The organism is Brachybacterium sp. sponge, from assembly GCF_001613775.1.
GTDB classification, from domain to species: Bacteria; Actinomycetota; Actinomycetes; order Actinomycetales; family Dermabacteraceae; genus Brachybacterium; species Brachybacterium conglomeratum.
Map to the genome: position 1 here is coordinate 1,521,044 of NZ_LRMP01000001.1, position 25,819 is coordinate 1,546,862.

A 25,819-nucleotide genomic window follows, 5' to 3' on the forward strand; every position below is an offset into this window, starting at 1 on the left:
CCTCTCGGACCGCTCCGCCTGACCAGATCGTCCAGCCGAAGGGATCCGCTCCGATGGCAGAACACGGTGACGCCGACGACTTCAGCCCGCCCCCGTTCTCCTTCGCGCTCATGGGCCATCTCGCGATAGGGATGGTCAAGGCCGCCGTGATCGCCCTGCTGCTCTGGGGTCTGGGACCGACGGGGTGGACGGCGAGCCTCTCCGCGGGATCCGCGATCACCACGGCCGTGGTCGTGATGGTGGCGATCGAGCTCGCCACCACCGGCGTGGAGCGGATCTTCGTCCTCCGGCACCGACACCCGGACCCCGGGAGCATCACGATGACGGTGATCGTCGCCGTGCTCCCGCTGCCGATCGGCCTTCTCGCCGGGCTGGTCCTCGGCCCGGCGCCGTCGTCGGCCCTGACCACGATGGTCGTCACCACGGCGGTCTACTGGATCGCGCTCGTGGCGCTGGAGCGTCCGTGGGCCGACGGGGACACCCAGGCCGATATCCGCAGGAAGCACGAGGAGACGAGGGCGATGACGAGGGAGCAGTTCCGGTCCGAATGACCTGCGTCCTCGCCGGCGTCGGACCCTCGTTGTCCTCTGGTGCCCCCGGCAGGATTCGAACCTGCGACACCCGCTTTAGGAGAGCGGTGCTCTATCCCCTGAGCTACGGAGGCGCTCCGGTCCGGTCGGGGGATGAATCCCCGTGACCGAAGGCCTGGGTCATCGTAGCGTCCCGTGGCAGGATCGCTCCATGTCGACCGCATCGCACGAGACCGCCGCCACCGTCGCCGCCGTGATCCTGGCCGGGGGAGCGGCCTCGCGCCTGGGTGGCACCGACAAGACCCGTCTGCCCATCGCGGGCGCGAGCGTGCTCGAACGCGTGCTGCGCGCCGCGCCCGTCGGCCGCCGCATCGTCGTGGGCCCGAGCGGGGCCGACGGCGGCGACCTCGCCGCCCGCCACGGCGCCCGCTTCGTGCTCGAGGACCCTCCGCGCTCCGGGCCGCTGGCCGCGCTCGCCCGCGGCGTCGCCGAGATCTCCGAGGCGCCCGACGAGGCGACCGTGCTGGTCCTCGGCGGGGACATGCCGCTGCTGCGCCCCGAGACGCTCCGCGCCCTGGCCGCCCGCAGCGCCGAGGCCGGCCGCGTCGTCGCCCTCGAGTCGAAGGACGGGCACGTCCAGTTCCTCGGCGCCGCCTGGCCGCTCGGCCGGCTCCGCGCCGCGCTCGCCGAGATCGAGCACACCGGCGGCGGCTGGGCGGACCTCAGCCTGCGCCGCCTCTACGGCACGCTCGCCGACGAGGGGCTCGTGAGCCTGCCCGTCACCGGCTCCGAGGCCGCCGACATCGACACCCCCGACGCCCTGGACCAGGTGCGCCGCGCCGCCGGCCCCCGCATCGCGCTCGCCCAGATCGAGGTGCCCACCGATCATGAGTCGATGGTCGCCGTGGTCCGCGGCGCCGTCGCCGAGGCCGCCGAGGAGGGCGCCCACCTCGTGCTCCTGCCCGAGGCGACCCTCACCCCCTTCGGCACCGACCTGCGCGGGGCCGCCGAGACCCACCACGAGGACTTCGCCCGCCTGCTCCAGGAGCTCGCCGACGAGCACTCCCTGGTCGTGGTCGCCGGCTCCTTCAGCCCCGCCGACGACGGCCGCGTCCACAACACCGTGCTCGTGCGTGGCCCCGGCGGCACCCCCTCGCTCGAGTACCGCAAGATCCACCTCTTCGACGCCTTCGACGCCGACGAGTCCGCCACCGTCGCCCCCGGGCAGGAGCTGGTCACCTTCGACCTCGCCGGCACCCGCTTCGGCCTGGCCACCTGCTACGACATGCGCTTCCCGGGGCAGTTCACGGCGCTCGCCCGCCGCGGCGCGCACGCGATCCTGCTGCCGACGGCCTGGGCCGAAGGGCCCGGCAAGCGCGAGCAGCTCCAGCTGCTGTTGCGCGCGCGGGCGCTGGACTCGACCTCGGTGATCCTCGCCGCCGACCAGTCCCCGCCCGCCGGCTATGCGGGCAGGGCCCCGCGCGGCATCGGCCGCTCCGCCGCCGTCGGCCCGCTGGGACGGATCCGGCAGGAGCTCGGGCTCGAGCCCGGACTGCTGATGGTCGACCTGGACCTCGCCGAGGTCGAGACGGCGCGCGCGACCCTGCCCGTGCTGCGCCACGCGGTGCCGCTGCCCGAGCGCTGAGCCCGCGGCGAGGACGACCGGGGTGCGGGACCGCCGGACATCCGGTGCGGCGGGCCCGCCCGTCGGCGTGACCAGGGGAACAGACCCGCCCCGACCGTCTCGCGTACCCTGCCGGGGTGAACACCCTGCTCAGCCGCCATGCCTCCGTTCGCCCCGCCGTCCTCGCAGCGCTCTTCGCCGCCCTGCTCGCCGCGCTCCTCGCGCTCGGCGCGCCCGCGCAGGCCCATGACACGCTGCTCGAGTCGGATCCGGCCGACGGCGCGACGCTGGAGACCTCGCCCGAGGCGATCACCCTCACCTTCTCCGCCGACATCCTCGAGGTGAGCCCGCTGGTGCGGATCACCGACGAGTCCGGCGAGCAGCTGGCCGAGATCACCCCGAGCGTCGACGGACCCGTCGCCACCGCGACCCTCGAGGAGCCGCTGCCCGCGGGGACAAGCACCGTCCAGTGGCGCGTCGTCTCCAGCGACGGCCATCCCATCGAGGGCACCTTCGAGGTGACCGTCGAGCAGGACGCCGCCGCGGAGGAGACCACCGAGGCGCCCGCCGAGGAGAGCGCCCCCGCCGAGACCACCGCCCCCGCGGAGCAGGGCGAGGAGGCCACGGCCGAGGCCGCCGAGGAGGAGAGCGGCTCCTCGATGACCCCGCTGCTCATCGTGCTCGGCGTCGTCGTGGTCGGCGCGGTCGGCGCGGTGCTGCTGATCATGCGCCGCCGCGACTGAGGACCACGCCGTCGGCCGCTCGACCGCGCGCCGCCGGCCCACCGGCTGCGCGCCCCGGCCCGTCAGCCGTGGACCGAGCCCGGACACGGAAGAACCCCCGAGGTATGCCTCGGGGGTTCCTCGTTGCTCAGGGGGAGCGGGGACTCAGTTGTCCTTGTCGTCGTCCCCGCCGAGCCCGAGTCGGTCGCGGGCGGCGTCCGCGCCCTTGTCGACGTGGCCGTCGACGTTGTCCGGAGTGCGACCCTTGACCTGCTCGGTTGCACCGTCGAGGCCCTGCTCGACCTTGTCCGGGTTGTCGTCGGCGAAGCCCTTGGCCTTGTTCAGCGCGTCATCGAAGCCCATGTTCATGTCCTTTCGCTCGCGGAACCACCCCGTGACCGGGGCGACATCGCCAACTTACGACGCCCCGCCGCCGTGACTCAAACGTGACCCGACGATCCGACCGGATCTGGTCGAATCTGCGCGCGACAGGCGTGATCGATCGCAAAGCGCGCAATACTGTCTGCGTGAGCATGCGCGAAACCGGGCACCGCCCCTCCCCGTCGACCCCCTCGAGCCCATCCCAGGCGCCGCGCCGCGCAGCGAGGGGACGCAGCGCCCGCTGGGACCACGTGCTCTCGCTGCTGACCACCACCAAGCGCCTCAGCGTCGCCGAGGTCGCCGCCGACCTCGAGGTCAGCGAGTCCACGGTGCGACGGGACTTCATGGAGATGGAGCGGGCCCAGCTCGCCCGGCGCACCCACGGCGGGATCGTCGCGGTCGACGTCGCCTACTCCCTCGCCAGCGTCCCGCGCGCGGCCGACGAGGGCTCCGCCCAGCGCGAGCGGGTCGCGGACCGCGCCGCCTCCCTCGTCGAGCCCGGGCAGATCATCGGCTTCAACGGCGGGCGCACCACCACCTCCGCCGCCCGTCGGGCCGTCTCCCGCTCCGACCTCGACTCCCGCGACGGGACGCCGGGCCTGACCGTCGTCTGCGCGGCGCTGAACATCGCCACCGAGGCCGTGCTGCGCCCCTCCGTGCGCACCGTCGTGCTCGGCGGCGTCGCCGAGCCCTACTCCTTCGAGCTCACCGGCCCCCTCGCCACCGCCACCATGCGCGACCTGTGGCTGGACACGATGTTCGTCGGCACCGTCGGCCTCGACCTCGGCGCGGGCCTGACCTGCAACTCCGACGCCGAGGCGGGAGTCACCCGGATCATGATCGGCCACTCCCGCCGCGTCGTCGGCCTCGCCACCGCCGACAAGATCGGCCACCGCGCACTCGCCGGGATCTGCCCCGTCTCCGTGCTCACCGACCTGATCATCGCCGGCCCCGTCCCCGAGGACCTCCGCGCCCATCTGCAGGAGAGCTCGGTGCGCCTGCACGAGGTGTGAGCAGGTCGGGCGTCCCACGGCGGCACGCCTGCGCGGACGCCCGCCGCGCTCCCGGTAGCGTGGGCTCCCATGTGGAGTTTCCTGCGCGGGAAGAAGCGACCGGAGAGCACGGGCCAGGAGGCGCCGTCGCGCGACGACGCCCTGTCGGCCCTCGCCCGGGAGCGTCGCGGCGAGCGGTCCGGGGACCAGCAGGTGGCCCCCGCGAGCCCCGACCCGGCACCCGCCGCCCCGCAGCGCGAGGAGCCCCCGGCCGAGCCGGCGAGGACCGGCGGCTACGAGGTCGTGCTCGACCACCGTTTCGAGGAGGTCGGGGCCGGGATCGCGCCCGGGCAGGACGAGGACGGCGTGCCCGTGGTCCGCCGCGAGCACCGCCCGCTCAGCCGCGAGGACCGCGTCGCCGACGCCCTGGACCGCTGGGCCCAGCAGATCACCGGCGGCGTCACCGCCCCCTCCTTCCTCACCCAGATCCGTGCCGGCGGCACGGTCCTGGACCTCACCCACTCCCACCCCTCCGGCCTCGCTCAGCTCCTCGCCGGCCGCGGCCCCACGCGCCTGTCCTCCCTGGTCCGCGAGGTCGGAGCGCTCGCCGACGCCCGGGCCCACGCCCGCACCATCCGTGAGGTCGCCGAGCGACACGCGGAGGAGGTGGGCCTGACCACCTGCCACCTCGGGATCGGCGAGGCGATCTGGTACCCCGAGGACGGCTCCGAGCCGATCCACGCCCCCGTGCTCGTGCGCCCCGTGACCCTGCGCCTGCGCGGCAACGCCCGTGAGGACGTCGACCTCGAGGTCGACGCGACCGCGGACCTCAACCCCGTCCTGCTGCGCGCCCTGCGCGAGGCGGGCGTCGCCGTCGACGCGAGAGCGCTGCTGGCCACGACCGACGGCGCCCACGGCTTCGACCCCAACCCTGTCCTGGACGCGTTCCGCTCCCTCGGCCAGCCGCTGACCGGCTTCCGCGTCCTGCACGCCCTCGTCGTCGGGAACATGATGGACGCCGCCGGCTCCGTCGCCGAGGACCTCGCCGAGGCGCGCGAGGACTGGGCCGCCTCGCCGCTGGTCGCCGCGCTCGCCGGCGACGAGACCGCCCGCACCGAGGTGCAGGACGCGGCGGGGACCGAGCTCCCCTCGGTGCCCGAGGACGAGCTGGTCGCCGCCGTCGACCCCGGCCACCGCGCCGTGCTCGAACGGGTCCTGGCCGGTGGGGACCTCGCCGTGCCCACCCCGCCCGGCACCACCAGCCTCGGCCTCGTCGTCGACCTCGCCGAGGAGCTCAACGCCCGCGGCAAGAGCGTCCTGATCGTCTCCCAGCGCCGCCGCAACCTCTCCCAGCTCGTCGAGATCGCCCGCCGCCGCGGCCTCGACGAGCTCGTCTGCGACCTCTCCCCGGACCCGTCCCTGCAGCGCAACGCCTCCGCCTCGCTGCTGCGCAGCCTGCGCCGCGCCGGCTCCCACGGACTCGGTCCGGACGACGCCGCCCCTGAGGAGCTCGGCGCCAGCCGCGACATCCTCGTCGGCCACGTCGAGGCGATGCACCGGATCCAGGAGCCGTGGGACGCCTCCGCCCACGACGCGATCTCCGCGCTCGCCGCACTGACCCGCCTCCACCCCGCCCCCCGCACCTCGGTGCGGCTGCCCGGCTCCGTGGCCGCGCAGATGGTGGGGGAGGACCGCGACCGCTACGCCGAGGCGCTGCGCGAGGCGGCCGAGGTGGGCGTTCTCTCCACCGGCCCCGAGCAGACCGCCTGGTACGGCGCGCCGATCAGCTCCGACACCCAGGCGTCGCGGGCCGAGGAGCTCGTGGACCAGCTGCGGGACGAGATCCTGCCGCAGCTGCGCCGCGCCGGTGCCCGCGCCGGCGGAGAGCTGGGCCTGCGCGAGCCCGCGACCCTCGTCCAGCTCGGCGAGCGCCTCGCCCTGCTGGACCGGGTGCAGGCGCTGCTGGGCACCTTCCAGTCCGCCGTGTTCGCCGCCCCGCTGCCCGATCTCGTCGCCGCCACCGCCGACAAGCGCTGGCGCGAGGAGCGCGGCGTGGAGATGGGCTTCGGCGCCCGTCGGCGGCTGAAGAAGGAGGCCGCCGCGCTGCAGCGCCCCGCCGCCCTGTCCCCGGACCTGCACCGCGATCTCGGCGAGGCCCGTGACGTGGTCGAGGAGTGGCGCCGCCACGTTGCCGAGGCGGAGGGGAGCCCCTCGCGGCCGTCCCTGCCCGAGGACCTCGAGCAGATCCACCGCATCGCCGCCCGTTCGCAGAAGGTGCTCGACGAGCTCGCCGTGCTGCTGGACGGCACCGGAGCCGGCGCCGACCTCGCCCGCACCGACCTCGACGAGCTCGAGCGCCGCGTCGAGGCCCTCGCCGCGGACCGCTCCGACCTCGAGACCCTCCCGCGCCGCACCGAGCTGCTGCGCCGACTCGGCTTCGACGGCCTCGGCGAGCTCGTCGAGGACCTCCGTGCCCGCCGCGTCCCGATCGACCAGGTCGGCGCCGAGCTGGAGCTGGCCTGGTGGCGCAGCGTCCTCGAGCTGATCGCCGGCGCCGAGCCGACGATCTCCCAGTACGACGGCACCTCCCTCTCCCAGGTCGCCGAGCGGTTCCGCCGCCTGGACTCCGCCTATCTCGCCGACGCCTCCGCCCGCGTGCACGCCGCGGCCGACGAGACGCGGGTGGCGACGATGAAGCTCTACCCGGACACCTCCCGCGCCGCGATCGCCGAGCTCGCCCGCTCCTCGACCGTGTCCATCCGCGACCTCGCCGCGAAGTACGAGGACATCCTCTTCGCGGCCCGCCCCGCCTGGCTCGCCTCCCCGTACCTGGTCCCGCAGGTCATCCCGCGGGGACGTCACTTCGACGTGCTGATCGTCGCCGACGGCGGGCGCCTGCCCACCGCCGCGGCGCTGCCCTCGATCGTCCGGGCGTCGCAGACCGTCGTCGTCGGCGATGTGCTCGAGTACGGCGGGGACTCGGTCCCGAGCCTCCTCGACGACATGCTGCGCATCGCCCCGCACCAGGAGATCCTGCGCGATCCCCATCCCGCGACCGAGGGGCTGCGCGGCTTCGCCCAGCGCCGCGCCCTGGTCGGCGAGGTCGTGGCCGTGCCGAGCCCCGTCGCCCCCGAGCAGGACCGCCTGGTCACCGTCGAGAACGGCCGCGGCCCCGTCACCGAGGGGACGGAGTACGTCGAGTCCACCGAGGCGGAGCTGCGCCGCGTCACCGACCTCGCGATCGAGCACGCCCGCACCCGCCCCGAGCGGTCCCTGGCCGTGCTCACCTTCACCGAGGAGCACGCCCGGCGCCTGATGGAGCGGATCATGAACACCGTCTCCGTCATCCCGGCGCTGCGCGACTACTTCGACCCCGGCGCCCGCGAGGTGTTCACCGTGCTGCCCGCCGCGCAGGCCACCTCCGTGCTGCGCGACGACATCATCGTCTCGATCGGCTTCGGGAAGACCCCGCACGGCCGGCTGCTGCACCGCTTCGGACCGCTGTCCGAGGAGAGCGGCCGCAAGGCCCTCGCCACCGTCATCACCCGCGCCCGCGGCCGCACCACCGTGGTCTCCTCCCTCGCCGTGCAGGACCTCGACCACGCCCGGCTGCGCTCCGACGGCGCCCGGGACCTGCGCGCCCTGCTCTGGGTGCTGCAGGGCGGGCACGACGTCCCCGTCGTCCCCCATGTCGCCGCGCTCACGGGCAGCGACGAGGAGATCGCTCCGCCCGACCCCGAGGCGCCGCGCGCCGCACCCGCCGCCCCCGCCCCGGACGGGAGCGAGGGCGCCGTGCAGGAGGGCCGCGGAGGCGCCGCGGCGGAGCCCGCCGCTCCCGCGGAGCCGGCGCTCGCGCAGGAGCTCTCCGACGAGGACCTCGACGCCGCGATCGAGGCGGCGTTGGCCCGCAAGTCCGCCGGCTCCCCGCAGAGCGCGGACCCCGAGGCCGACAGCGCCGGGACCGGTCAGGAGGCGGAGCAGCCCGCGGCGGAGTCCGACGACGCCGCCCGGGCCGCGGCAGGCGGCGCTGCCGGCGCCGACGCGCCCGCGGGCACCGAGGCGCTCTCCGACGCCGACGAGACGGCCGCCGCGCGGCCCGAGCCGGAGACCGAGCGGGCCCCGCGCGAGCTCGAGACCGACGCCCTCGTCCAGGACCTCGCCGACCGCCTGCGCCGGCTCGGCCTGCTGGTCGAGCGGGACTTCGGCCTGTCCGCGGACCGGATCGAGCTCGCGCTCGGCCACCCGGACATGCCCGGCCGGCTCCTGCTGGCCGTGGACACCGACGGCGCCCGCTACGTCGACACCCCCAGCCAGCGCGAGCGCGACCGGCTGCGGGCCGAGCGCCTTGAGGCCGCCGGCTGGGCGACCGAGCGCGTGTGGTCCTGGGCCCTGTTCATCGACCCCGACGGGGAGGCCGAGCGGATCCGTCGCGCCCTGGATCGGGCGCTGCGCCTGGTCCAGGAGGAGGAGAGCTCTGACTCGCCCTCCGGCGTCGGCACGATCCGCCATCGTCTGCCCCGCCCGCAGATCCCCGCCGGTCATCCGCTGAGCTTCTACTCCAGCGACGACTTCGACGCGGTGGTGGAGTACATCTGCTCCGATGGCCGCGCGCGGCTCGAGGAGCATCTGGCCACCGAGGTGCGCAGCTTCCTCGGCTTCGAGCAGCGCTCCGTGCTGCTGGACGTCTCCGTCTCCAGCGCGATCCGCCGCTACCAGGAACGGCAGTGAGCGGGAGCTCCTCGACCGGCGGAGGTGCCGCCTCCGGCGGCAGCCCGTCGGCCCGCGGAGGCGAGTCGGCCCGCGGGGGAGCGGCGAGGCCCGCCCGCCGGGTCGTCGTCTCCTCCGTGACCGGCAAGCCGATCGACTGGGAGGCGCAGGACGCGTCCGCCCCCACCCCCTCCCGCGGCGGAGAGCCGAAGGTGATCCCGGACCGTCTCGCCGAGGACGCCCCCGAGCCCGGGGCCGACGAGTCCAACGATGCCCGCCTCAGCGGCGACGTGCCCCCGCACTGGGGGCGCGGCCGCTGACCGGGCGGGCGGTCCGGGCCGCGCCCCGACCGTCCCGGCGACGGGTTCTGGTGACCGGGCGCGGAGTCGGTCACTCGCGGCACCGTCCTGTGCAGGGACCGGGTGCCCGGCTCCGTAGGCTGTCGGCATGACGGACACCGCTCCCGCCGCCGCGCCCGCCGACACCGCCCTCCCGCGCCACCGCAACCCGCTCGGGAACCTCCTGCGCGGCGCGTTGATCGGGGTGGTCGAGACCGTGCCCGGCGTCAGCGGCGGCACCGTCGCGCTGGTCACCGGGATCTACGACGAGCTGATCGAGGCGGGGCACCGGATCACCGCCGCCGCCCGTCGCCTCGTGACCGGGCCGGAGCGCGTCGTCGGAGCGCGTGAGCAGCTGCGCGGCGTGAACTGGCTGCTCGTGCTTCCGCTGCTGGTCGGCATGGCGGCCGCCGTCCTCACCATCGCCGGGCCCGTCGGAGGTCTCGTCGAGGACCACCCCGAGACGATGCGCGCCCTGTTCCTCGGCCTCGTCGCCGGCTCGGTGCTGGTGCCCGTGCGGCTCTCCGGCGGTGCGTGGCGCGGAGCGGAGCTCGGCCTGTTCGCCCTCGGCGCGGTCGGCGGGCTGCTGCTGACCTCCCTGCCCTCGACCTCCCTCGAGCCGAGCCCGTGGGTGGTCGCCCCCGCCGCCGCGATCGCCGTGTGCGCGCTCGTGCTGCCCGGCGTCTCGGGATCCTTCCTGCTGCTGAGCGTCGGCCTCTACCAGCCCACCCTGCAGGCCGTGGACCAGCGGGACCTCGGCTACATCGCCTGGTTCGGGCTGTGGGCCCTCGTGGGGCTCGTGGTCATCGTGAAGCTCATGCGGATCCTGCTGACCCGTCACCACCGCGGCACCATGGTGGTGCTCGCAGGCGTCATGATCGGCGCCCTGCGCAGCCTCTGGCCGTGGCAGGACGTCTCGGGCGCCCTGCAGCGTCCGGGCGCGGACTGGCCGCTGATGCTGCTCCTCGCCCTCGTCGGCGTGGCGGCCGTGCAGCTGCTCGTCCTCGTAGAGTCCCGCCTCGCCGCCCGCGCCCCGTAGGCCCGAGAGCGCCCGCCGGGACGGCCCCCGCGGCCCGACGCCTGCGCCGTACCCTGGCGGCATGACTGACACGAGCACCGACAGCATCGACCTCTCCGCCACCCGCGTCGCCCTGATCGGGGCCGGGAACATGGGCGGACCCGTCGGCCGCACCATGCTCGACGCCGGGGTGCGTCCCGAGAACCTGCGGATCGCGAACTCGAGCCCGGCCAGCAGCGAGCGCGCCGCGGAGGAGCTCGGCGCGACTGCCGCCGCCTCCCGGGCCGGCGCGGTCGAGGGCGTCGACGTCGTCGTCCTCGGCGTGAAGCCCTACCAGATCCTCGACCTCGTCGCCGAGCTGCGGGACGACCTCCCCGGCGGCGCCGTGGTGCTCTCCCTCGCCGCCGGCACCACCCTCGCGCAGATCCAGGACGCGCTCCCGTCGGGCACCGCCGTCGCCCGTGCCATGCCGAACACCCCCATCTCGGTGGGGGAGGGGGCCGTGGGCCTCATGCGCGGCGACGCCGTCTCCGACGAGCAGCATGCGCTGCTGCACGCCCTGTTCTCGAGCGCCGGCGTGGCCGTGGACATCACCGAGGAGCAGGTACACGCCTTCATCGGCACCGCCGGATCGATGCCCGCCTTCGTCTTCACGATCATCGAGGCGATGACCGACGAGGCCGTGCGGCTCGGGCTGAAGCGCGACCTCGCCGCCTCCCTCGTGCAGCAGACGGTGCGCGGCGCCGCGACCATGCTCACCGAGAGCGGCACCCACCCGGCCGTCGCGAAGAACGCGGTCTCCAGCCCCGGCGGCACCACCGTGCAGGGCCTCGCCGCCCTCGAGCGGGAGGGAGTGCGCGCCGGCGTCGCCGCCGCCATGGCCGCCGCGGCCGACTCCTCCCGCGCGATGAGCAAAGGCTGATCGACGTGCAGCGAGCTTGCGAGCGGTAGGGGCACCGGTCACCCTGCCCCTCCGGCCGCGGCCCCGTCAGATGGTCAGTTACTGGCGCGTGGCGTACCACTACGCCGATATAGGCATAGAGCCACGCCACGCGCCAGCACCTGACCACACCCCGCCACGCCAGGCCCGGAGCGGACCTGCCACGGCCGTTCCGGCCCCGGAAGCACAGGCCCAGGCCCGGGAGAGCCGGTGCTCGCCCTGGTCGACGCGCATGGTGCCCGCGGCGCTCAGGCGCGCTGGGAGAACTTCTCGATCTGGCCCGGGCGGCCGGAGACGATCAGCAGGTCGTGCGCGGCGACCACCGTCTCCGGCACCGCATAGGTGAAGTCCTTGCCAGGTGACTTCACGCCCACCACGGTCACGCCGAAGCGCCGGCGGATGTCGGAGTCAGCGAGGGTCATGCCCTGCACCTCGCGCGGCGGGCGCATCTTCACGATCGCGAAGTCGTCGTCGAACTCGATGAAGTCCATGAGGCGGCCGTTGACCAGGTGCGCCACCCGCTTGCCGGCGTCGGCCTCGGGATAGACGACGTGGTGGGCGCCGATGCGCTGCAGGATCCGGCCGTGCGCGGAGGAGATCGCCTTCGCCCAGATCACGGGCTTGCCGAGGTCCACCAGGTTCGTCGCGATCAGCACGCTGGACTCGATCGAGGTGCCCACGCCCACCACCGCGATGCGGAAGTCGCCGGCGCCGACCTGCTCGAGCACCTCGGGCTGGGTCGCATCGGCCCGCACCACGTGGGTGAGCTGGCCGGAGTACTTCTGGACGAGGTCCGGATCGGTGTCGATCGCGAGCACCTGCGTGCCGAGCTTCTCGAGGGTCAGGGCGATCGCGGCGCCGAAGCGGCCCAGGCCGATCACGAGGACGCCCTCGTCGCGGGCGGTGCGGGGCATGTCGGCTCCTTCGGGTCGGGCGCGGTCGAGCGGGATGCGGTCGGGGCCGGCTCAGTCTAGGCCGGTCCCGTCGGGGCTCAGCCCACGATCGGTCGCTCCTCGGGGTACTGGATCATCCGCACCCGGGAGCGGACGGCGAGGGCGGCGCCGAGGGTCATCGGGCCCAGTCGACCCACGTACATGCACGCCGCGAGCACTGCCTTCGCCTCGGTCGGCAGGGACGAGGTGATCCCGGTGGACAGCCCCACGGTGCCGAAGGCGGACAGCGACTCGAAGAGCACCTGGTCCAGCGAGTACGGGGTCATCCGCAGCAGCACGAAGGTCGCCGCGAACACGATCGTGGCGCTCATGACGAGCACGCCGATGGCCTGGCGGATCGTGTCGTGGGGGATGCGGCGGCCGAACACCTCCACGTCGGGGTTGCCGCGGATCTCCGCCCAGATCGACAGCATCAGCAGCGCGAAGGTGGTCACGCGGATGCCGCCCGCGGTGGAGCCGGAGCCGCCGCCGATGAACATCAGCACGTCGGTGAGCAGGCGCGACTCGGTGGTCAGCTGGCCCACGTCCAGCGTCGCAAAGCCGCCTGATCGCGGCATGATCGCGGCGAATCCGGCGGCGAGCACCTTCGTGCCCACTTCCTTGTTCCCCAGGGTGGCGGGGTTGGACCACTCCATCGCGAGGAAGCCGCCGAACCCGACCATCAGCAGCAGCGCCGTCGTGGTGAGGGTCAGCTTCGCGTGGACGCTCCACTTCCGCGGGGTGCGCAGCTTCCGCACCACCACCAGGATCACGGGGAAGCCGAGGGAGCCCACCAGCACGGCGAGACCGATCGGGATGGTGAAGAACGGGTCGCCGAGGTACTGCGCAGCGCCCGCGGCCTCGGGCACGAAGCCCGCGTTGTTGAAGGCGCTGATCGCATAGAACAGACCCAGGAACAGCGACTCCCCGACCCCGTGCTCGGTGATGACCATGTACGGGGTCAGCGCCACGAAGGTCGCGATCTCGAAGGCGGTGGAGGTGATGAGGATGACCCGCAGCACCCCGCCCACCTCGGCGAGTCGCTCGGCGCGGGTCTCCTGCGCGGTGATCACCCGCTGGGCGAGACCGAGCCGGTGCATCACCGAGATGCTCAGCAGCGAGGCGACCGTCATCAGCCCCAGCCCGCCGAGCTTCACCGCCACCATGATCACGGTCAGTCCGAAGGACGACCAGTGGGTGCCGGTGTCGACGGTGACCAGCCCGGTCACGCAGATCGCGGAGACGGCGGTGAACAGCGCGTCGATGAGATCGGTGCCCTGACCGTCGCGCGTGGCGATCGGCAGGGAGAGCAGCGCCGTGAACAGGCCGATGAGCATGGTGAACACGCCCAGCGCGATCCGGGCCGGGGTCGCCTTGGCCAGCGACCGGGCGTGATCGCGCAGGCCCTGCCGTCGGGCGTGCAGGGCGGGGCCGGACAGCCGCCGCCGGGTGGGCGGGGTCCCCCGTTCGGTCATCGCATCCCTCGTCCTCGTGGCGACCGGCGGTCGCGTCCGCGGCAGTCTAGACCCGTCCCGCGCGAACACCCGTCCCTCGGGATCCTCGGTACGCTCACCCCATGCCCGCCGACGTGCCCGCCCCTGCCCAGGTCCCCGCCCCCGACGGCGTCGGGATCGTCTGGGACGACGCCCTGTGCGAGTACGACTTCGGGCCCTACCATCCGATGGCCCCGATCCGCCTCACGCTCACCCGGATCCTCGCGGGCGCGGCCGGGGTGCTGGACCGCGAGTGCGTGCGGACCCTGCCCGCCCCCGTCGCGAGCGACGAGGAGCTCCGGACCGTCCACGATCCCGCCCTGGTCCAGGCGGTCAGGCGGTCTTCGCCCGGCTTCGAGGGGCTGAGCGCCGAGGACCTCGACGAGCTGATCTCCTTCGGCATCGGCGGTGACGACGTCCCGCCCTTCCCCGGCATGCACACCGCCTCCGCCCGCATCGCCGGCGGCTCCCTCGCCGCGGTCGACGCGATCCTCGCCGGTCACGTGCGCAGCGCGGTCAACGTCGCCGGCGGCATGCACCACGCCAAGCCCGGCAGCGTCTCCGGCTTCTGCGTCTACAACGACGCCGCCCTCGCCGTGCGCCGGGCCCTGGACGCGGGCGAGGAGCGGGTGATGTACGTCGACGTCGACGTCCACCACGGCGACGGCGTCGAGCGCGCGCTGTGGGACGAGCCGCGCGCAGTGACCCTCTCGATCCACGAGACGGGGGAGCGGCTCTTCCCCGGCACCGGCTTCGTCCAGGACACCGGCGGACCCTCCGCGCAGGGCACCGCGATCAACGTCCCGCTCCCGCCCCGCACCACGGCCGACGGCTGGGTGCGGGCGATCCGTGCGACCGTCCCCGCCCTGGTCCGGGCGGTGAAGCCCACGCTGCTGGTCACCCAGCACGGCGCCGACACCCACCGCAGCGACCCGCTGGCCGACTTCTCCGTCACCCTCGAGGCGCAGCGTGAGGTGATGATGCTGATGAAGGAGCTGGCCGACGAGGTGTGCGGCGGGCGCTGGCTCGCCCTCGGCGGCGGCGGGTATGCGGTGATCGACGTGGTCCCGCGCTCCTGGACCCACCTGCTCGCGGTCGCGACGGGCGCGCCGATCGACCCGTCCGCGCCGCTGCCGCAGGAGTTCCTCGAGGCGGCCGAGCGTGCCCGCACCGAGCACGGCCTCTCCCCGGAGCCGTCGGTGCGGCGCTTCGGCGACGACCGCCCCCTGGCCGTGCGCGACTGGGAGCACGGCTTCGACCCCGAGGACCCGCTCGACCGGGCGGTCCAGGCCGCGCGCCGCGGCGCCTTCCCCGAGTGGGGACTGGACCCCTTCCTGGACTGAGCGGTCCCGGGACGGGCCGGGTGATCCGTCGGCCCCGCCTCGCCGGCACGGCCCGCGTTCCAGGGACGACGCTCCCGACGACCTGCCACAATGACGCCCAGGTGCCCCGTGCCCGGGGCCCGCACCCGACCATCCCGGGGGAGCCATGACCGATCGGACCACCCAGGTGCTCGACACCTTCGCGGAGCATCTGCGCACGCTCACGCTGCCGCTGCCCGTCGAGGGCGCCGAGGCCGCCCGCACCGAGGCCCGCGCCGCCCTCTCGCAGCTCGCCGACCACGTCACCCCCCGTCTGGCCTCCCTCGACGCGCCGCTGCTGGTCGTGATCGGCGGCTCCACCGGCGCCGGCAAGTCCACGCTCGTCAACGCCCTGGTCGGCGCCCCGGTCAGCCGCTCCGGCGCGATCCGCCCCACCACGCGCCGGCCCGTGCTCCTCCACCACCCGGCCGACGAGCCCTGGTTCACCGGCACCCGCATCCTGCCCGGCCTCGCCCGTATCCACGGAGGCACGAGCCCCGGCGCCGGGGACGCCGAGGCGCCGGGGGCGCAGGACACGACCGGCGACGTGGACCCCGCGACCTCGCTGGCCCTCCACGCCGAGGAGCGGATCCCGCAGGGCCTCGCACTGCTGGACGCCCCGGACATCGACTCGGTCGCGAAGGGCAACCGCGAGCTCGCCCGGCAGCTGCTGCGCGCCGCGGACCTGTGGCTCTTCGTCACCACCGCCAACCGCTACGCCGACGCCGTGCCCTGGGAGGTGCTGCGCACCGCCGCCCAGCGCGACGTGACCGTCGACGTGGTCATGAACCGCATCCCGGACCGCGACGGCGTGGCCGAGGAGCTCGCCGCCGACCTCACCTCCATGCTCGAGCGGCAGGGCGTCGAAGTGGACCGGCTCTTCCTGGTCCCCGAGACCACGATCGACGACGACGGCATGCTGCCGCCCGAGGTGATCGCCGAGCTCGCCGCACACTTCACCGCGCTCGCGGCCGACGAGGAAGGACGGCGCCGCATCGCCCGGCGCACCCTCGCCGGCGCCGTCGACGGCCTCGCCGCCTCCGCCCACGACATCGCCGAGCACGCTGCGCTCCAGGACGACGAGCGCCGGCGGCTGCGCGAGGAGGCCGTGGCCGCGTTCTCCGGCTCCCGGGAGCGGATCGATGCCGCCCTCGGCGACGGCTCCCTGCTGCGCGGCGAGGTGCTCGCCCGCTGGCAGGACGTGGTGGGGACCGGCGAGTTCTTCCGCGGTGTGGAGTCCTTCGTGACCCGCGCCCGGGACCGCCTCGGCCAGATGCTCTCGGGCCGCCCCGCCCCCGCGGTCGAGGCCGAGCAGGCGCTCGGCAGCGGACTCGTCCACGTCGTCGTCGACGAGACGGCGCGCGGCGCCGAGCGGGCCGACGCCGCCTGGCGCGCGAGCGCCGCAGGACGCTCCCTCGCCGAGGGCCAGGACCTCACCCGGATCGACGAGGACTACCCCGAGCAGGTCCGCGCCGCGGTGCGCGCCTGGCAGGGCGACGTGCTCGAGCTGGTCCGCGCCGAGGGCGCCGACCGCCGCACGAAGGCGCGGGTGATCTCCCTCGGCGTGAACGTCGTCGGCGTCGCGCTGATGGTCGTCGTCTTCGCCTCCACCGCCTTCATCCCCACCGGCCTCGAGGTCGGCGCCGGGGCGGCGACCGCCGTCGTCGGCCAGCGGCTGCTCGAGGCGATCTTCGGCGACGAGGCCGTCAGGCGCATGGCGAAGGCCGCCCGGGAGTCCCTCACCGGCCGGCTCGACGCCCTGGTCGCCGAGCGCTCCGCCCCCTTCCTCGACCGGCTCGACGCGCTCGGCGACGACGACGCCGCGGAGGAGCTCGAGGCCGACGCCGAGGCGCTCGCCGCCCTCGCCCGCGACATCCGGGAGGAGACCCGATGAGCCTCCGCCGCCCCCGCACCACCCCGCTGCACGAGCGGCTCGACGCCCTGGACCGGGCGCTCTCCGCGCTCGACGGGATCGCCCCCGGCGAGGCCCTGACCGGGACGACCGAGCTGCTGGAGAGGATCGACCGCCGCCGCGCCCTCTCCGCCGAGCACACCGTGATCGGACTGTTCGGCGCGACCGGCTCCGGGAAGTCCTCCCTGCTCAACGCCCTGATCGGCAAGGACGTGGCCCGCGCGGCGGTGCGCCGCCCCACCACCTCCGCCCCGCTCGCCGCCGTGCTCGGCGACGCGGGCAGCGAGGCGCTGCTCGACTGGCTCGAGGTCGAGGAGCGCCACGCCCTCGACGACGGCACGGCGCTGGCGCGGGCGGCCTCCCGGCCGGCCCACAGCCGCCGTGCCCGCCGTGCCGAGGCCGGCACGCCCGGCGTCGTGCTGCTGGACCTGCCGGACCTCGACTCGGTCGAGTCCGCCCACCGAGACATCGCCGAGCGCATGACCGGGATGGTCGACGTGATCGTGTGGGTCACCGACCCGCAGAAGTACGCCGACGCGCTGCTGCACCACGAGTTCGTGCGCCCCTTCGCCGGCCACGACGCGGTCACCGTGCTGGTCCTGAACCAGGTGGACCGGCTCCGCGAGGCCGAGCGCGAGGGCGTGCTCGCCTCCCTCGCCGCGATCGCCCGCGCCGACGGGCTCGAGAGCGCGCCCGTCCTCGCCGCCTCCGCCGAGACCGGGGAGGGGATCGAGGAGCTGCGCGAGCACCTGCTCCTCATCGCCCGCAGCCGCGAGGCCGTGGTCGAGCGGCACCGGGCCGACGTGCGCGGCGCCGCCGCGCAGCTGCGCGAGGCCGCGGATCCCACCGGCATGGCCGAGCACTCGAGCCCCGCCGCGATCGACACCCTCGTCGAGGACCTCTCCCTGGCCGCCCGGGTCGAGCCCGTCGCCCGCGCCGTCGGCGGCTCCTACCGCCATCGCGCGGCGCGCCGCGTCGGCTGGCCGCCGCTGCGTTGGATCCGCTCCGTGCGCGCGGACCCTCTGGCCAGGCTCGGCATCGGCCGGGGCCGTGACGGGGAGGGCCTCGAGCGCACCTCCCTGCCCGCTCCGGACGCCGCGGCCTCCGCCCGCGCCTCCGGGGGCGTGCGCCGATTCGCCGACGACGCCTCGGCCGGCGGCAGCGACCCCTGGCGCGCCGCCGTCCGCGCCGCGGCCCGCTCCGAGGAGGAGGCGCTCCCGGACGCCCTGGACCAGGCGGTCGCGGAGGCGGACCTCCGTGCGGGGGAGACCTCCTGGTGGTGGCGGGTGCTGGACGTGCTGCAATGGCTCGCGCTGCTGATCGGCGTGGTGGGCCTCGGCTGGCTGGGCCTGAACGCCGCCCTCGCCTTCCTCGGGGTGCCCCCGCCGCCGATGCCGATGGTCGAGGAGCTGTGGATCCCGATCCCGCTGCCCACGGTGATGCTGGTCCTCGCGATCGCGGCGGGGATCCTGCTGGCCGTCGCAGGCTCCGCGATCGCCGCGATGAGCGGCGCGTGGCACCGTCGTCGGGCGCGGCGCCTGCTCACCGCCCGGGTGCGGGGGACCGCGCAGGATCTCGTCGTCGAGCCGGTCGACGAGACGCTGCACCGGGCACGGCAGGCTGCGAGCGATCTCGCACGCGCGCACGGTGAGTGAGGCGGCGGGACGGTGTAGAGTGGATCGTCGACCGTGGCGTCGGCCGGGCGTCGGCCCGGGAGACTGCTCAGCCTGCCCCGCACGCTGACCGGCCGCGCATCTGAGATCCGCAGCATCACACCGCAGGCTCGTCCTGCAGAACAGAGGCTACCTATGGGTTCTGTCGTCAAGAAGCGACGCAAGCGCATGTCCAAGAAGAAGCACCGCAAGCTGCTTCGCAAGACCCGTCACCAGCGCCGCAACAAGAAGTGAGCGACGCCTGACATGCGAGAGCCCCCGCCGCATGGCGGGGGCTCTCGCATGTCAGGCGCTGCCGGTCGGGCGGGCATGCGGCCGGTCCGGTGCACGCCTCGGGAACGGGGCCCGTGGGCCGCGAGCGCTCAGGGGCTGGCACCCGGTCGCGGCCGTGCCGGCGGTGCGGTTCAGGCGCGGCCGGTGAGGCGGCGCCACCAGGGCCGACGGCTCAGCGCGGTGCGCAGCTGCTCGGCATCGACCCGGTAGCGGGCGTGGACCTTCCCGTCCACGATGATCACCGGCACGTCATGGTCCCAGTCCTCGCGCAGGCGCGCGTCGGCGTCGATGTCCCGCACCTCGACGGCGGTGCCGGCGCGATCGGCCTCGGCCCGCACCACCGGCAGCGCGTCGTCGCACAGGTGGCAGCCCTCCCGCGTGAGGTAGAGGACGCGGGCGTCGGGATCGCTGGGGGAGGGGAGTTGCTGCGAGGTCATGGGCGGCACCATATCGGGCGGAGGAGCGGACGGATGACGGGGACGACGACGGGCCGCCCGCATGCAGCGGACGGCCCGGCGGACCGGGCGGCGCGGGGCGCCGCGGAGGTCGGGAGATCAGGCAGCGGTCGGCGCGGTGAACTCCGCCTCGATGGAGATCTTCACGGAGTCGGCGACCAGCACGCCACCGGCCTCGAGGGCGGCGTTCCAGGTCAGGCCGAACTCCTTGCGGGAGATGGTGGTCTCGCCGGTGAAGCCCGCACGGTAGATGCCGAAGGGATCGGTCGCGGCGCCCTCGTAGGTGAAGTCGAGCTCGACCGGCTTGGTGATGCCGTTGATGGTCAGCTCGCCGTGGAGGGTGTCGCCCTTGAGCTCGGTAGAGCGGAAGGTGATCGTCGGGTTGTTCTCGACGTCGAAGAAGTCGGCGCTCTTGAGGTGCGCGTCGCGGTCCGGGTTGGAGGTGGAGACCGACTCGGTCTTCAGCGTCGCGGTGAAGGCCAGGTCCTCGCCGCCCTCGGCGACGACGAGCTCGCCCTCGACATCGGTGAACTGACCGCGGGCCTTCGAGATGCCGGCGTGGCGCACGGTGAACGCCGCGGAGGTGTGGGCGGGGTCGAGGGTCCAGGTGCCGGGGGTGAGGTCGCTCATGGAGATCTCCTTCAGAGAGTTGTTCCGGTGGTGACGGGCGGTGGGCCGGAGACTTCCCGCGCCGTCTTGCTTGAAAGCTAAACTAAAATGGGGGATGATGGCAAGGGGAACGAGTCCCCGGAAAGAGGAAACGTGATGCATGACACGACGTCAAGCGAGGAGCAGGCGGTCGCGGCGGTCCCGATGACCCCGTCGGCCGATGGTGCGCAGGGCGCGCAGGACGAGGCGGACCGCGCCTCGACGCCCGAGGAGCTGTGGCTGACGGCGAAGGAGCAGGAGGCGTGGCGCACCTTCCTCTATGCCACCACCCTGCTCACCGACCGGTTCGGCGAGGCGCTGCAGTCCGACCCCGAGATCGGCCTGGCGCTGGGGGAGTACGAGATCCTGGTGCGCCTGAACGAGGCCGAGGGCGGCTTCCTGCGGATGTCCGAGCTGGCCGACAAGGTCGTCCACTCCCGCTCCCGCCTCACCCACACCATCACCCGCATGGAGAAGCGGGGCCTTGTCGAGCGTGTGCGCTGCTCCTCCGACGGTCGCGGCCGCCAGGCCCAGCTGACCGCCGAGGGCCAGGCCCTCCTCGAGCGTGCCGCACCCACGCACGTGCGCTCCGTGCGCGATCTCCTGCTGGACGTGATCGGCCACGACGACCTGCTCGAGCTCGGCCGGATCCTCGGCCGGACCATCGCGGAGGACGCCCCGATCACCGTCGGATGTCCGGCACCTCACGAGGACGCCCCGGCTCGGAGCTGATCCGGAGGTGGGGTTGGTACCGTGAGGCGGCTCGCGCGAGCCTGCGTGCGACCGCGAGCCTGCGACAGCGAGAGGGAGTCCCAGCGAATGACCACCACCACGGTGCACCTCGTCCGCCACGGCGAGGTGCACAACCCGGAGCGCATCCTGTACGGGCGCCTGCCCGGATACCGGCTCAGCGCCCGTGGTGAGCAGATGGCGCAGCGCGTCGGAGAGCACCTCGCCGGCGCCGACATCGCCCTCGTGCGCTCCTCGCCGCTGCTGCGCGCCCAGCAGACCGCCGCCCCGATCGCCGCCGCGCACGAGCTCGAGATCACCACCGACCAGCGACTCATCGAATCGGGCAACCGATTCGAGGGCCAGCGCATGGGCCACGGCGACGCGAAGCTCACCGACCCGCGCAACTGGCGCTGGTTCGTCAATCCCTTCCGCCCCTCCTGGGGCGAGCCCTACCGGGAGCAGGTCGCCCGCGTCGTCTCCGCCGTGCACGAGGCCCGCGCCGAGGCCGAGGGCCGAGAGGCCGTGCTGGTCCTCCATCAGCTGCCGATCTGGGTCACCCGGCGCAGCGCCGAGGGCAAGCCCCTGTTCCACGACCCGCGCCGGCGCGAATGCGGCCTCTGCTCGGTGACGAGCCTGCACTTCGTCGGCCCGCACCTGTCGGACGTCGGCTACGCCGAGCCCGCCGCCGCCCTCTACGACGGCGCCGTCGACGCGACCGGAGGGAAGCTCACATGAGGTCCCCGCGCCCCGTCCCGAGCCGGCGCGGCCTCCTCCGCGTGGCCGCCGCGGCGCCGCTGGCCGTGCTGCTGGCGGCCTGCGGGACCGACACCTCCGACCGCTACGCCTCCGGGGACTCGGGCTACGTCTCCGGCGACGGCGTCTCCGTCGAGATCCCCGCCGCCGAGCGCGGCGAGGCGATCGCCTTCACCGGCACCACCTTCGACGAGGAGCCGGTCGACCTCGCGGACACCCGCGGCGAGGTGGTCGTGCTGAACGTCTGGTACGCCTCCTGCCCGCCGTGCCGCAAGGAGGCCCCGGACCTCCAGGCCATCCACGAGGAGTACGCCGAGAAGGACGTCTCCTTCCTCGGCATCAACGTGCGCGACGCCGCCGGCCCCGCGCAGGCTTTCGAGGAGAAGTACGGGATCACCTACCCCTCCGTGCCCGACACCGGCGCGGAGATCATGTACGCCCTGCGCGGCCAGGTCGCCCCGAACGCCGTCCCCTCCACGCTCGTGCTCGACCGCGAGGGGCGCGTCGCCGCCCGCATCTCCGGCGCCGCCGACCCCTCCGTGCTCCGCGCGATGATCGACGCGGTGGTCGCCGAATGATGCTCGCCGAGATCGGGGCCGCCTTCCAGGCGACCGCCCTGTCCGGATCGCTGCTGCTCGCGATCGCCGTCGCCGCCGCAGCGGGTCTGGTCGCCTTCCTCTCGCCGTGCGTGCTGCCGGTGGTCCCCGGCTATCTCGGGTACGTCTCGGGTCTGGCCGGCCAGGGCCCCGGCCCCGCCCCCGCCGCGAAGGGCAGCACCGGCCGCCGCGCCGCCCGCCCGCAGCGGCCCGGCACCGGGCGGATGCTCGCCGGCTCCCTGCTGTTCGTGGCCGGCTTCGCGGTCGTGTTCATGGCGCTCGGCGGCTTCGCCGGCGCCGTCGGCTACCTCCTCCAGGAGCACGCCGTGTGGATCAACCGCGTCGCCGGCGCGATCGTGATCCTCATGGGCCTGGTGTTCATGGGCCTGATCCCGGGGCTGTCGGCCACGAAGCCGATCTCCTCGAAGAAGCCCGATGCGGGTCTGCTCGGCGCGCCGCTGATGGGGCTGGTGTTCGGCCTGAGCTGGACCCCCTGCATCGGCCCCACCTACGCCGCCATCGTGGCGCTGTCCCTGGACGGCGGCGGCGACGGCGCGGCCGTGCGCGGCGGCGTCCTGGCGCTGGCCTACTCCCTGGGCCTCGGCATCCCCTTCGTGCTCTTCGCGCTGCTGTTCGAGCGCGCGCTCGGGCTCAGCAGGAAGCTGTCGGCCCACCGCCGCAGCATCGGCCTGCTCTCCGGCGCGCTGCTGATCGCGATCGGCGTGCTCCTGATGACCGGGGTGTGGGCGAGCTGGATGAGCGAGCTGCAGGGCCTGATCGCGACCTTCGAACCGGTGGTGTGATGAGCGAGAAGAACCCCCGTCCGGACCGCGGCGTCCGGACCGACGACGCAGAGCGGCCCGGCACGGGCCCTGCCGAGGCAGGCGCCGAGACCGGTGCCGAGCCGAGCGGATCCGGTGCGGGCCCGTCGGAGTCCCGCAGCTGGTCCAGCAAGCCCGAGGTCGACGGGAAGCGCGCGGCCGTGCCCTCCCTGGGGCTGCGCGGCACGCTGCTGTTCCTGTGGCGGCAGCTGACCTCCATGCAGACGGCGCTCGTGCTGCTCATGCTGCTGGCCGTCGCCGCGATCCCCGGCTCGCTCTACCCGCAGCGCAGCGTGAACCCGGCTCTGACCGAGCAGTTCCTCGAGGAGAACGGCCGCTGGGGCGAGATCCTGGACACCCTGGGCTTCTTCGAGGTCTTCTCCTCGCCGTGGTTCTCCGCGATCTACCTGCTGCTGTTCATCTCCCTGATCGGCTGCATCGTCCCGCGCGTCGGCGTGCACCTGAGGCAGCTGCGCGCCAAGCCGCCCCGCACCCCCTCCCGCCTCACCCGCTTCACCGGGTACACCCGCCTCGAGCTGCCCGGCGCGCAGGCCGACTCCCTGATCGAGACGGCCCATCGCAGCCTGCGCCGCTCCCGCTACCGCGCCGAGGTGCGCGAGGAGAAGGCCGGCCGCTCCGTCAGCGCAGAGCGGGGGCTGCTGCGCGAGACCGGCAACCTCCTGTTCCACATCGCGCTGGTCGGCGTGCTGGTGTGCATCGCCGGCGGCACCCTGACCAGCTACCGCGGCCAGGTCACGGTGGTCGAGGGCGGCGGCTTCGCGAACTCCCTGACCCAGTACGACTCCTTCGAGTCCGGGGCCTGGTTCGACGAGAACGACATGCCCGACTTCCGTTTCATCCTCGAGGATTTCCGCGCCACCTACGTCCAGCCCGGCGAGGCGGGGAAGGTCGGCGAGCCGCGCTCCTTCGAGGCCGACGTGCAGGTGACCTCCCCCGGTCAGGAGCAGGAGTCCCGCACGGTCCAGGTCAACAAGCCCCTGCACGTCCCGGGCGCGTCGATGTACCTGCTCGGCAACGGCTACGCCCCCGAGATCACGGTCACCGACCCCGAGGGCACCGTCGTCGCCGAGGGGCCGCTGATCACCGTCCCGATGGGGGACACGAACTACACCTCCCAGGTGGTGCTCAAGGCGCCCGACGCGCAGCCCGAGCAGACCGCCGTGGTCGGCTTCTTCCTGCCCACCGGCACCATCGACGAGCAGGGACCGCGCTCCCTCTACCCCGACGCGCTGGACCCGCAGCTCGCCCTCACCGTCTACCAGGGCGACCTGGGCCTGGACTCCGGCGTGCCGCAGAACGCGTACGAGGTGGACCTCACCACCCTCACCCAGGTCCCGGGGGAGGACGGCGAGCCGGTGCTGATCCGGCTGTACCCCGGCCAGGAGTACAGCCTCGCCGACGGCACCACCGTCAGCTTCGACGGGCTGAAGCGCTACGCCGCCTTCGACATCGCCCACAACCCCTTCGAGCGCTGGATCCTGATCAGCGCGCTGGTCGCCGTCGGCGGCCTGATCCTCTCCCTGTTCGTGCCGCGCCGGCGCCTGTGGGTGCGGGTGCGGGAACAGGGCGGCACGACCGTGGTCGAGGTCGCCGGGCTCGCCCGTAGCGACGATCCCGCGCTCGCGGACGACGTGAAGGCCCTGGCGTCCCGGCTCTCGGAGGCGCACGATGGACAACGGCTCCCGGACGCCGCACCGTCCGGGCACCCCGAGGCGGACGCCTCGGGCGGACCCCGAGAAGGAAGTGCCCAGTGATCAACCAGCAGCTGGCAGAGCTCTCGAACCTCGCCATCGTGGTGACGATCGTGCTCTACGTGCTCGCCCTGATCGGCTTCGGCGCCGATCTTGCCTCGTCCTCCCAGCGCCGCAGCGACGCCCGCCTCGCCGCCCAGGAGCGGAAGGAGGCGCAGGAGCGGGAGATGAGCCCCGCGGGCATCGGCGCAGGCTCCGGCACCGTGGGCGCGGACGACCTTGCCTCGGGCACCGCCGATGCGGGCACCGCGGGGGAGGCTCCCGCCGCGTCCGGCGGCATGTCCGCGCAGCGCTTCGCCTTCCTGCTGGCCTCGGCCGCGACCGTGCTGCACCTGATCGGCGTGATCTCCCGTGCGCTCGCCACCCAGCGCGTCCCGTGGGCGAACATGTACGAGTTCGCGACCACCTCCACCGCGATCGTGATGGTCGCCTTCCTCGCCTTCAGCGTGCGCCGCACGGAGCTGCGGGCGCTGGGCACCTTCGTCGTCGGCCCCGTGCTGCTCGTGCTGCTGCTCGCGCAGACGTTCTGGATCGTGCCCGCCGCCGAGCTCACCCCGAGCCTCCAGAACTCCCACTGGATCTACATCCACATCGGCGTCGCGATCATGGCGACGGCGCTGTCGATCCTCGGCGCGGTCGTCGCCTCGATGCAGCTGCTCCAGGCGAAGCACGAGCGCGTCCTCGCCGAGCGCGCCGCGACCGAGGAGTTCCCCGAGCACTGGGGCCGCTTCGGGCACGTGCTGGACCGCCTGCCCTCCTCGTCCTCCCTCGAGGCGCTGAGCTTCCGCATCCACTCGGTCGCGTTCGTGTGCTGGACCTTCACCCTGATCTTCGGGGCGATCTGGGCGCGCGAGGCCTGGGGCCGCTTCTGGGGCTGGGACCCCAAGGAGGTGTGGACGTTCATCATCTGGGTGATCTACGCGGCCTACCTCCACGCCCGCGCCACCGGCGGCTTCCGCGGCTCCCGTGCAGCGGGCCTGGCCCTGGCCGGATTCGTCGCCGTGGTCTTCAACTACACGATCGTGAACACGGTCATCAACGGCCTGCACTCCTACTCCGGCCTCGGCTGAGACTCCGCCCTGGGCTTGGCAGTCCGGCCTCGGGCGGCACGCCGCGTCCGGTGGATCCCCCGGCCTCGGCTGGTGC

General features: G+C 74.1%; 23 protein-coding genes and 1 tRNA gene. 18 read left to right on the plus strand and 6 right to left on the minus strand.

From position 1 onward, the window contains the following. Positions 1–53: 53 nt before the first annotated feature. Positions 54–551, plus strand: a complete 498-nt coding sequence (locus tag A4A78_RS06660; RefSeq protein ID WP_062947549.1) for a hypothetical protein — start codon at positions 54–56, stop codon at positions 549–551. Positions 552–588: 37 nt separating this feature from the next. On the opposite strand, the gene A4A78_RS06665 is transcribed toward A4A78_RS06660, so the two are convergent. Further along, positions 589–664, minus strand: a tRNA-Arg gene (locus A4A78_RS06665). A gap of 77 nt (positions 665–741) precedes the next feature. On the opposite strand from A4A78_RS06665, the gene A4A78_RS06670 reads away from it, so the two are divergent. Together A4A78_RS06670 and A4A78_RS18290 are read left to right on the plus strand one after the other, a co-directional pair. After that, positions 742–2,175: a nitrilase-related carbon-nitrogen hydrolase gene (locus A4A78_RS06670; RefSeq protein WP_062947550.1), complete on the plus strand. Its 1,434-nt coding sequence runs from the start codon at positions 742–744 to the stop codon at positions 2,173–2,175. A 116-nt stretch (positions 2,176–2,291) separates the two neighbouring features. Beyond that, on the plus strand, positions 2,292–2,897 hold the full coding sequence (locus A4A78_RS18290; protein WP_062947551.1) for a copper resistance CopC family protein: 606 nt from the start codon (positions 2,292–2,294) through the stop codon (positions 2,895–2,897). Between the two features lie 144 nt (positions 2,898–3,041). Here A4A78_RS18290 and A4A78_RS06680 read toward each other — a convergent pair whose 3' ends face one another. Continuing rightward, positions 3,042–3,239, minus strand: a complete 198-nt coding sequence (locus A4A78_RS06680; RefSeq protein ID WP_062947552.1) for an antitoxin — start codon at positions 3,237–3,239, stop codon at positions 3,042–3,044. A gap of 170 nt (positions 3,240–3,409) precedes the next feature. On the opposite strand from A4A78_RS06680, the gene A4A78_RS06685 reads away from it, so the two are divergent. The 5 genes from A4A78_RS06685 to proC all read left to right on the plus strand — a co-directional run bounded on the left by A4A78_RS06685 (position 3,410) and on the right by proC (position 11,234). After that, complete coding sequence (locus A4A78_RS06685) at positions 3,410–4,270, plus strand: DeoR/GlpR family DNA-binding transcription regulator (protein ID WP_082835215.1); 861 nt, start codon at positions 3,410–3,412, stop codon at positions 4,268–4,270. A 69-nt stretch (positions 4,271–4,339) separates the two neighbouring features. Continuing rightward, positions 4,340–8,977 carry a DUF4011 domain-containing protein gene (locus A4A78_RS06690; RefSeq protein WP_062947554.1) on the plus strand — a complete coding sequence of 1,546 codons (4,638 nt, stop codon included), beginning with the start codon at positions 4,340–4,342 and terminating at the stop codon, positions 8,975–8,977. Further along, a complete protein-coding gene (locus tag A4A78_RS06695; protein ID WP_062947555.1) occupies positions 8,974–9,276 on the plus strand; it encodes a hypothetical protein in 303 nt (100 codons plus the stop codon). Before A4A78_RS06690 ends, A4A78_RS06695 begins: the two co-directional genes overlap by 4 nt. Before the next feature lie 127 nt (positions 9,277–9,403). After that, positions 9,404–10,333: a DUF368 domain-containing protein gene (locus A4A78_RS06700; protein ID WP_062947556.1), complete on the plus strand. Its 930-nt coding sequence runs from the start codon at positions 9,404–9,406 to the stop codon at positions 10,331–10,333. A gap of 61 nt (positions 10,334–10,394) precedes the next feature. Further along, positions 10,395–11,234, plus strand: a complete 840-nt coding sequence (gene proC, locus A4A78_RS06705; RefSeq protein ID WP_062947557.1) for a pyrroline-5-carboxylate reductase — start codon at positions 10,395–10,397, stop codon at positions 11,232–11,234. 266 nt (positions 11,235–11,500) lie between these two features. Here proC and A4A78_RS06710 read toward each other — a convergent pair whose 3' ends face one another. Together A4A78_RS06710 and A4A78_RS06715 are read right to left on the minus strand one after the other, a co-directional pair. Continuing rightward, positions 11,501–12,166, minus strand: a complete 666-nt coding sequence (locus tag A4A78_RS06710) for a TrkA family potassium uptake protein (protein WP_062947558.1) — start codon at positions 12,164–12,166, stop codon at positions 11,501–11,503. A gap of 77 nt (positions 12,167–12,243) precedes the next feature. Next, positions 12,244–13,659: a TrkH family potassium uptake protein gene (locus tag A4A78_RS06715; RefSeq protein WP_197466634.1), complete on the minus strand. Its 1,416-nt coding sequence runs from the start codon at positions 13,657–13,659 to the stop codon at positions 12,244–12,246. Positions 13,660–13,760: 101 nt separating this feature from the next. Between A4A78_RS06715 and A4A78_RS06720 the strand changes: the two genes are divergently transcribed. From A4A78_RS06720 to A4A78_RS17465, 4 genes are all read left to right on the plus strand, one after another. Continuing rightward, entirely contained in the window at positions 13,761–15,020 is a 1,260-nt protein-coding gene (locus A4A78_RS06720) for an acetoin utilization protein AcuC (RefSeq protein ID WP_062947559.1), read from the plus strand. Positions 15,021–15,165: 145 nt separating this feature from the next. Then, a complete protein-coding gene (locus tag A4A78_RS06725; protein ID WP_062947560.1) occupies positions 15,166–16,932 on the plus strand; it encodes a dynamin family protein in 1,767 nt (588 codons plus the stop codon). After that, positions 16,929–18,605 carry a dynamin family protein gene (locus A4A78_RS06730; RefSeq protein WP_062947561.1) on the plus strand — a complete coding sequence of 559 codons (1,677 nt, stop codon included), beginning with the start codon at positions 16,929–16,931 and terminating at the stop codon, positions 18,603–18,605. The genes A4A78_RS06725 and A4A78_RS06730 overlap by 4 nt, the downstream gene beginning before the upstream one ends. Before the next feature lie 153 nt (positions 18,606–18,758). Then, the gene (locus tag A4A78_RS17465; RefSeq protein WP_019174583.1) at positions 18,759–18,857 is read left to right on the plus strand and encodes a 30S ribosomal protein bS22; all 99 of its coding nucleotides are present in this window, start codon (positions 18,759–18,761) and stop codon (positions 18,855–18,857) included. Between the two features lie 170 nt (positions 18,858–19,027). Here A4A78_RS17465 and A4A78_RS06735 read toward each other — a convergent pair whose 3' ends face one another. Together A4A78_RS06735 and A4A78_RS06740 are read right to left on the minus strand one after the other, a co-directional pair. After that, complete coding sequence (locus A4A78_RS06735; RefSeq protein ID WP_062947562.1) at positions 19,028–19,333, minus strand: glutaredoxin family protein; 306 nt, start codon at positions 19,331–19,333, stop codon at positions 19,028–19,030. A gap of 117 nt (positions 19,334–19,450) precedes the next feature. After that, positions 19,451–19,981 (minus strand): YceI family protein, encoded by a 531-nt coding sequence (locus tag A4A78_RS06740; RefSeq protein ID WP_010550380.1) that lies wholly within the window; start codon positions 19,979–19,981, stop codon positions 19,451–19,453. 183 nt (positions 19,982–20,164) lie between these two features. On the opposite strand from A4A78_RS06740, the gene A4A78_RS06745 reads away from it, so the two are divergent. From A4A78_RS06745 to ccsB, 6 genes are all read left to right on the plus strand, one after another. Further along, on the plus strand, positions 20,165–20,731 hold the full coding sequence (locus A4A78_RS06745; RefSeq protein WP_062948126.1) for a MarR family winged helix-turn-helix transcriptional regulator: 567 nt from the start codon (positions 20,165–20,167) through the stop codon (positions 20,729–20,731). 87 nt (positions 20,732–20,818) lie between these two features. Further along, positions 20,819–21,466, plus strand: a complete 648-nt coding sequence (locus A4A78_RS06750; protein WP_062947563.1) for a histidine phosphatase family protein — start codon at positions 20,819–20,821, stop codon at positions 21,464–21,466. After that, a complete protein-coding gene (locus A4A78_RS06755) occupies positions 21,463–22,062 on the plus strand; it encodes a TlpA disulfide reductase family protein (protein ID WP_062947564.1) in 600 nt (199 codons plus the stop codon). Before A4A78_RS06750 ends, A4A78_RS06755 begins: the two co-directional genes overlap by 4 nt. Next, positions 22,059–22,883, plus strand: a complete 825-nt coding sequence (locus tag A4A78_RS06760) for a cytochrome c biogenesis CcdA family protein (RefSeq protein WP_082835216.1) — start codon at positions 22,059–22,061, stop codon at positions 22,881–22,883. Before A4A78_RS06755 ends, A4A78_RS06760 begins: the two co-directional genes overlap by 4 nt. Then, positions 22,883–24,676 (plus strand): cytochrome c biogenesis protein ResB, encoded by a 1,794-nt coding sequence (locus A4A78_RS06765; RefSeq protein WP_062947565.1) that lies wholly within the window; start codon positions 22,883–22,885, stop codon positions 24,674–24,676. Before A4A78_RS06760 ends, A4A78_RS06765 begins: the two co-directional genes overlap by 1 nt. Then, complete coding sequence (gene ccsB, locus A4A78_RS06770; protein ID WP_062947566.1) at positions 24,673–25,743, plus strand: c-type cytochrome biogenesis protein CcsB; 1,071 nt, start codon at positions 24,673–24,675, stop codon at positions 25,741–25,743. The genes A4A78_RS06765 and ccsB overlap by 4 nt, the downstream gene beginning before the upstream one ends. Positions 25,744–25,819: the final 76 nt, after the last annotated feature.

What these genes read in the sequence shown, in the direction of transcription:
- A4A78_RS06660 (WP_062947549.1), top strand. Translation starts at nt 54, where the DNA reads ATGGCAGAACACGGTGACGCCGACGACTTCAGCCCGCCCCCGTTCTCC.
- A4A78_RS06670 (WP_062947550.1), top strand. Translation starts at nt 742, where the DNA reads ATGTCGACCGCATCGCACGAGACCGCCGCCACCGTCGCCGCCGTGATC.
- A4A78_RS06680 (WP_062947552.1), bottom strand. Translation starts at nt 3,239, where the DNA reads ATGGGCTTCGATGACGCGCTGAACAAGGCCAAGGGCTTCGCCGACGAC.
- A4A78_RS06685 (WP_082835215.1), top strand. Translation starts at nt 3,410, where the DNA reads ATGCGCGAAACCGGGCACCGCCCCTCCCCGTCGACCCCCTCGAGCCCA.
- A4A78_RS06690 (WP_062947554.1), top strand. Translation starts at nt 4,340, where the DNA reads ATGTGGAGTTTCCTGCGCGGGAAGAAGCGACCGGAGAGCACGGGCCAG.
- A4A78_RS06700 (WP_062947556.1), top strand. Translation starts at nt 9,404, where the DNA reads ATGACGGACACCGCTCCCGCCGCCGCGCCCGCCGACACCGCCCTCCCG.
- proC (WP_062947557.1), top strand. Translation starts at nt 10,395, where the DNA reads ATGACTGACACGAGCACCGACAGCATCGACCTCTCCGCCACCCGCGTC.
- A4A78_RS06710 (WP_062947558.1), bottom strand. Translation starts at nt 12,166, where the DNA reads ATGCCCCGCACCGCCCGCGACGAGGGCGTCCTCGTGATCGGCCTGGGC.
- A4A78_RS06715 (WP_197466634.1), bottom strand. Translation starts at nt 13,659, where the DNA reads ATGACCGAACGGGGGACCCCGCCCACCCGGCGGCGGCTGTCCGGCCCC.
- A4A78_RS06720 (WP_062947559.1), top strand. Translation starts at nt 13,761, where the DNA reads ATGCCCGCCGACGTGCCCGCCCCTGCCCAGGTCCCCGCCCCCGACGGC.
- A4A78_RS06725 (WP_062947560.1), top strand. Translation starts at nt 15,166, where the DNA reads ATGACCGATCGGACCACCCAGGTGCTCGACACCTTCGCGGAGCATCTG.
- A4A78_RS06730 (WP_062947561.1), top strand. Translation starts at nt 16,929, where the DNA reads ATGAGCCTCCGCCGCCCCCGCACCACCCCGCTGCACGAGCGGCTCGAC.
- A4A78_RS17465 (WP_019174583.1), top strand. Translation starts at nt 18,759, where the DNA reads ATGGGTTCTGTCGTCAAGAAGCGACGCAAGCGCATGTCCAAGAAGAAG.
- A4A78_RS06735 (WP_062947562.1), bottom strand. Translation starts at nt 19,333, where the DNA reads ATGACCTCGCAGCAACTCCCCTCCCCCAGCGATCCCGACGCCCGCGTC.
- A4A78_RS06740 (WP_010550380.1), bottom strand. Translation starts at nt 19,981, where the DNA reads ATGAGCGACCTCACCCCCGGCACCTGGACCCTCGACCCCGCCCACACC.
- A4A78_RS06745 (WP_062948126.1), top strand. Translation starts at nt 20,165, where the DNA reads ATGACCCCGTCGGCCGATGGTGCGCAGGGCGCGCAGGACGAGGCGGAC.
- A4A78_RS06750 (WP_062947563.1), top strand. Translation starts at nt 20,819, where the DNA reads ATGACCACCACCACGGTGCACCTCGTCCGCCACGGCGAGGTGCACAAC.
- A4A78_RS06755 (WP_062947564.1), top strand. Translation starts at nt 21,463, where the DNA reads ATGAGGTCCCCGCGCCCCGTCCCGAGCCGGCGCGGCCTCCTCCGCGTG.
- A4A78_RS06760 (WP_082835216.1), top strand. Translation starts at nt 22,059, where the DNA reads ATGATGCTCGCCGAGATCGGGGCCGCCTTCCAGGCGACCGCCCTGTCC.
- A4A78_RS06765 (WP_062947565.1), top strand. Translation starts at nt 22,883, where the DNA reads ATGAGCGAGAAGAACCCCCGTCCGGACCGCGGCGTCCGGACCGACGAC.